Consider the following 1,197-nt stretch of genomic DNA (forward strand, 5'->3'; position numbering starts at 1 on the left):
CCCGAACAACCTTTGCTCGCGGTATCCGAGCCGTTGGCGTGTCCGTCCGATCCGCTGGTCCGGCAGGTTCGTTCGGACGAACTCGAGATCTATCTTCCTGCCGCGATCGCAATGTTCATCGAAGAGGTCGGCGTCGATCCACGTGCCAACGACGGTGGGCGCGGGTACCGACATCGTGTCGCAAGTCTGATCGCCGCCGGGCGAGCGTGGGCGCATATCGAGGACGGCCAGGTCGTTTTCAAGGCCGAGGTCGGTTCGATGTCTGCGCGCTGTGGCCAGATTCAGGGTGTGTGGGTCAATCCCGAGTTTCGGGGGCAAGGCTTCGGCGTGACCGGTACAGCGGCTGTAGCGGAGTCGATCATGGCGACCGGTCGCATTGCGAGCCTGTGATTGTGATACATCGTCGTCAACCCGCGATGACCAACGACGACGCCCTTGGGTTTTCCGGTACTGCCCGAGGTGTAGATGACGTAGGCAGGCTGCCGCTCGTCGATCGCACTGCGTCGATCCGAATCACTCACCGGCGCGCAAGATTCTGCCGCACACGCCGCCGCTGTCTTCTTGTCGTCGAGAACAACCCACGTCAACGCCGACGGCAATCCTGCCTCGACGTCACTGAGGGCAAGACCCAGTACCGCACCGGAATCGGAGATCATGTGGGCGATACGGTCAACCGGATACGTCGGGTCGACGGGCACGAATGCAGCACCCGTTTTCACCACTGCCCACAGAGCGAGAACCGAATCGGCCGAACGCGGAATCGCGATCGCGACCCGATCCTCCGGCCCGACGCCCTTCGCAATCAGAACACGAGCGAGTTGCGACGACCGCTCGTCGAGTTCGCGGTAGCTGATCGACTGACCGTCGAAGCGAATCGCATCCGCCGACGGATCCACAGCGGCCGCCGCTGTGAGGATCTCGACCAGGGTTCCCGAGACCGACTGACCTCCATGAACATCGGCCAGCACACCCCGCTCGGCCGCATCGAGAATATCGATGTCACCAACGACAATCGAGGGAATCGATACGACAGTCTCTAGAATACGAACCAGTCGCCGAGCAAACCCTTCGACCGTCGACACGTCGAACAGATCTGCAGCAAACGTGAATTCGGCCGAGAGCCCTTGCTGGATCCCGTCTTCGCCGATCGACTCTGTTACTGCGAGTTCGAGGTCGAACTTGGCAGTGGTCGTGTCG

Annotated in this window: 2 protein-coding genes; one reads left to right on the forward strand and one right to left on the reverse strand. The window is 61.6% G+C overall.

Annotated features, from left to right (window positions below; translation table 11 throughout):
* On the forward strand, window positions 1-390 hold a 390-nt coding region (locus ABT116_RS48195; protein ID WP_502984097.1), incomplete at its 5' end, for a GNAT family N-acetyltransferase.
* Here the strand turns inward: ABT116_RS48195 and ABT116_RS48200 are convergent.
* Window positions 282-1,197: AMP-binding protein (locus tag ABT116_RS48200; protein ID WP_351647842.1), on the reverse strand; the 916-nt coding region annotated here is incomplete at its 5' end. The genes ABT116_RS48195 and ABT116_RS48200 overlap by 109 nt on opposite strands.

The organism is Streptomyces sp. NPDC002130, assembly GCF_040296465.1.
Classification (GTDB): Bacteria; Actinomycetota; Actinomycetes; order Streptomycetales; family Streptomycetaceae; genus Streptomyces.